We start from the raw sequence: 3,233 nt of genomic DNA, 5'->3' as shown, positions 1-3,233 counted from the left end.
AGCGGTGCGCCAGTAGTGGGCACTTGTCCCCACTGCGGCTCAGAGGTGGCCGAGCGGGAAAAAGGCTGGTTCTGCACGAGCCGCGAGTGCCGCTTTGTGATCTGGAAGGATAACGCCTTTTTTAACTGCCTCGGGAAGCGCCCTACTCGGCAGGTGGTGGATAAGTTGCTGCGGGACGGCCGCGCCCGCCTCAAGGACTGCAAGAGCCAGCGCACCGGCAAGACCTACAACGCCTCTGTCCTGATGACCACCGAGGCCGATGGTCGGGCCAAGTTCAGCTTGGAATTTGAGAACGGGGGTGCACGATGATGCAGGATGTTTTGGACCGTTTTCTCGCCGCCGAGAGCGATGTATATCTGATTTTGCAGCTCAAAGATGGGCCGGAGACGGCAGATGTGCGGTTTGAATCCTTTGCCCGTCTGGAGCAGATGGGCAAGGCGCCGAACCCCGCCCATTACGAAGTGGTCTACTTCGCCAATACCCCGGCGTACTTTTACGGCATGAGCAACGCGGAGGCGCTGGAGGAGCTGTACCTTACGTTCAATTTGAGGCGTCCGTCGGATTTCAAGGGACACAGCCTTTCGGTCAGCGATGTGGTCGTGCTGAACCGCGAAGATCAGGCCGGGGCGTTCTATGTGGACAGGATCGGTTTCAAGGAGCTGCCGGGCTTTTTGGAGCAGATGAAAGAGGCGGCCCGGCCCCAAAAGTCGGTGGCCGCACAAATAAAGCAGGCCAAAGAGGCCGCACCCAAGGCCAAAACCAAGAAGCATAAAGAGAGGGACGTACGATGAAAAACTTCACCTATGAGGAAATCAACCTGATGGCCCTTTACAATACCGGCAATCGGGAGCGGCTGATCGAAGTGCTGACCGAGATGCGCAGCTATCTCACCTGGTCGGAGGCAGAGCTGCGGGACCTGACCGACAGCACCCTGGACAAGCTGGCCGGCATGACCGATGCCGAGTTTGACGCGCTGGAACTGTATCCGGATTTTATCTGAGAGGGAGAATCTATGGCAGACGAAAAAGACAACAAATGGCAGTGCTATATCATCCCCGACCTGGCCACCTGGACCGGTGCGGCAGGAAGCAAGCCCTACACACCCATTGAGTTTTACGACAGCTACGAGCAGGCCGCAGCCCGCTTCCAGGAGCTGCGGCAGCAACCCTACAACAGCGAAGAAGTGCCGGGTGCACGGCTGACCTTTGGGGTCCAGCGGGAGGAACCGCCCAGCGCCGCCGACCTGCTCCATGTCCGCCAGGGCCAAAACTACCTGGTGGACGATTATACCCGGATGGCGTCCCTCAACCAAAGCCCCGAGGTCATGGACATCCTGCGGCAGATGCGGAAAGACCTGGGTTTTGACCGGGTCCGCGCCTATGAACCGGGCGCGATGGAGCCGAAAGATGTTGCTTTCAGCCGCTGGAAACATCCCCTCAAGCCGATGGCGAGAAAATCGGTGCTGAAAGAACTGAGAGAATCGCGCCCCAAAGAAACTGTGGTCAAACCGCCCCGCAAGCACAAAGAAAGGGGCCGGGAGTAACGAAGGGAGGCAAAATGTCTCAAAAAACACTCTACTATGCGCAACTCGCCGAGGACACCGCCCGCCGCCTGACCGGAAGCTGGGAGCGCTGGGCGGGCTTTTTGGCGACAGCCGGCAGGCTGTACAAATATCCCTACCCCGACCAGCTCATGATCTACGCCCAGCGGCCCGACGCCACCGCCTGCGCGTCTTACGATGTCTGGAATGACCGGATGAACCGCTATGTCCGGCGCGGGTCCAAGGGCATCGCCCTGTTGGACGATACGGGCGACCGGCTGCGCCTGCGGTATGTGTTCGATCTGGCCGACACCGGCACCCGGCAAAACTCCCGTAACCCCTGGCTGTGGACGCTGGAGGACCGGCACAGGATTCCGGTGGCGGCTATGTTGGAGCGCCGCTACGGCACTGACGCGGCAGACCTGCCCCAGCAGTTGGCAGATGCAGCGGGACAGTTGGCAGACGCCTACTGGGCCGGCCACGAGCAGGAGATTGGCGGCATCCTTGCAAATTCCATGCTGGAGGAGTACGATGAACTCAACAGAGGGCTTGCCTTCAAACGGGCCGTTACCGCCAGCACCACCTTCGCCCTCCTGTCCCGGTGTGGGTACGCTCCCGAAACACATTTTGGCCCGGAGGAATTAAAAGCTGTTTATGAGTTCAACACGCCGGCCACCGTGGCCGCCCTGGGCACCGCCGTCAGTGAGAGCAGCCGCGAGGTGCTGCTGCAGATCGCGGCGGTGGTCCGGCAGGTGGAACGCGACATCGCAGAAGAAAGGAGACTTTGGGATGAGCAGCATGAATATCGAGTACAGGCGCAACGGGGATTATCTGGTCCCGAACATCGAACTGAACCAGCCGGAGAAGCCCTTGGGCAAGTACGGCAGGATGCGGAAAAGCTATCTGAAGGAGAACCGGCCCGTCCTTTACAACCACCTGCTGCTGAGCGGGAAACTGTACCCGCACCTGGCGGAGATCGACCAGACGGCGAAGCAGCGGCTGGAACAGATGATGCCACAACTGGCGGAGGCGGCGGGCGCTACAGAGGAACTGAAAGCCCGCGACCCGATGCAATGGACGGGCCGGATGAACGCCTGCAAGGCTCAGGCCGAGGAAGTGATCCGGAACGAGTTGATTTTCAACTGAGTTTTTTCGCCACTGAGGCGGAGCAAATCGCACAGATCGACCAGCGAGCGGAGACCGAACAAGTCTCCGCTTTTTCTTTTTCCGAGGCGGATTGGCGGGCGGCCCTGGCCTCCGGCAGCGGGTTTGCGAACGGAAAAGAACGTATTGCGGCCTACTATGCTGAACATCACAGCGCCAAAGAGCGAACCGCCTTTCTGAAGCAGGAATACGGTACTGGTGGCCAGAGCTGGACGTTTCAGGATGGCAGTAATGGCTTCCTCGACTACGATGCCAGGGGCATCAAGCTGCGTTCATATCCCAAAGGACAGGAGCAACGTCTGAAATGGTCGGAGGTAGAAAAGCGCATCCACGTCCTGATTGCCACGGGGCAATATCGGGACGAGGCGGAGCAGACGGTTCCCACGGAAGGCGAAATTCTGCGGGAAAAACTGGCCGAGCGCGGCATTGTGAACGGCCAGCTTGTAGATCCGGAAAAGCTGGATAGCGACCCTTTTATTCGGCAGGTGGTGGCGGATGCTGAGGCAACTAAGGAGACTGTTTCCGCCCA

General features: G+C 59.4%; 5 protein-coding genes and 1 pseudogene. All 6 read left to right on the top strand.

Annotation, left to right across the window (positions count from 1 at the left end):
- Nucleotides 1-309, top strand: a pseudogene (locus tag B5G12_RS14020) (DNA topoisomerase); the annotation flags it as partial.
- An 11-nt stretch (nt 310-320) separates the two neighbouring features.
- Nucleotides 321-791 (top strand): YodL domain-containing protein, encoded by a 471-nt coding sequence (locus B5G12_RS14015; protein WP_158099728.1) that lies wholly within the window; start codon nt 321-323, stop codon nt 789-791.
- The gene (locus tag B5G12_RS14010) at nt 788-1,000 is read left to right on the top strand and encodes a transposon-transfer assisting family protein (protein WP_087325474.1); all 213 of its coding nucleotides are present in this window, start codon (nt 788-790) and stop codon (nt 998-1,000) included. The genes B5G12_RS14015 and B5G12_RS14010 overlap by 4 nt, the downstream gene beginning before the upstream one ends.
- Nucleotides 1,001-1,012: 12 nt before the next feature.
- On the top strand, nt 1,013-1,543 hold the full coding sequence (locus tag B5G12_RS14005) for a hypothetical protein (RefSeq protein ID WP_087325473.1): 531 nt from the start codon (nt 1,013-1,015) through the stop codon (nt 1,541-1,543).
- 795 nt (nt 1,544-2,338) lie between these two features.
- Nucleotides 2,339-2,686 (top strand): TnpV protein, encoded by a 348-nt coding sequence (locus tag B5G12_RS14000; protein ID WP_087325476.1) that lies wholly within the window; start codon nt 2,339-2,341, stop codon nt 2,684-2,686.
- Nucleotides 2,614-3,233, top strand: a 620-nt coding sequence (locus tag B5G12_RS13995) for a hypothetical protein (RefSeq protein WP_144064179.1), incomplete at its 3' end; no start/stop codon positions are given. The genes B5G12_RS14000 and B5G12_RS13995, both read left to right, overlap by 73 nt.

This window comes from Faecalibacterium sp. An58, from assembly GCF_002161515.1.
In the GTDB taxonomy this organism is placed as follows: Bacteria; Bacillota; Clostridia; order Oscillospirales; family Ruminococcaceae; genus Faecalibacterium; species Faecalibacterium avium.
This window is presented reverse-complemented; position numbering and strand designations above follow the sequence as displayed.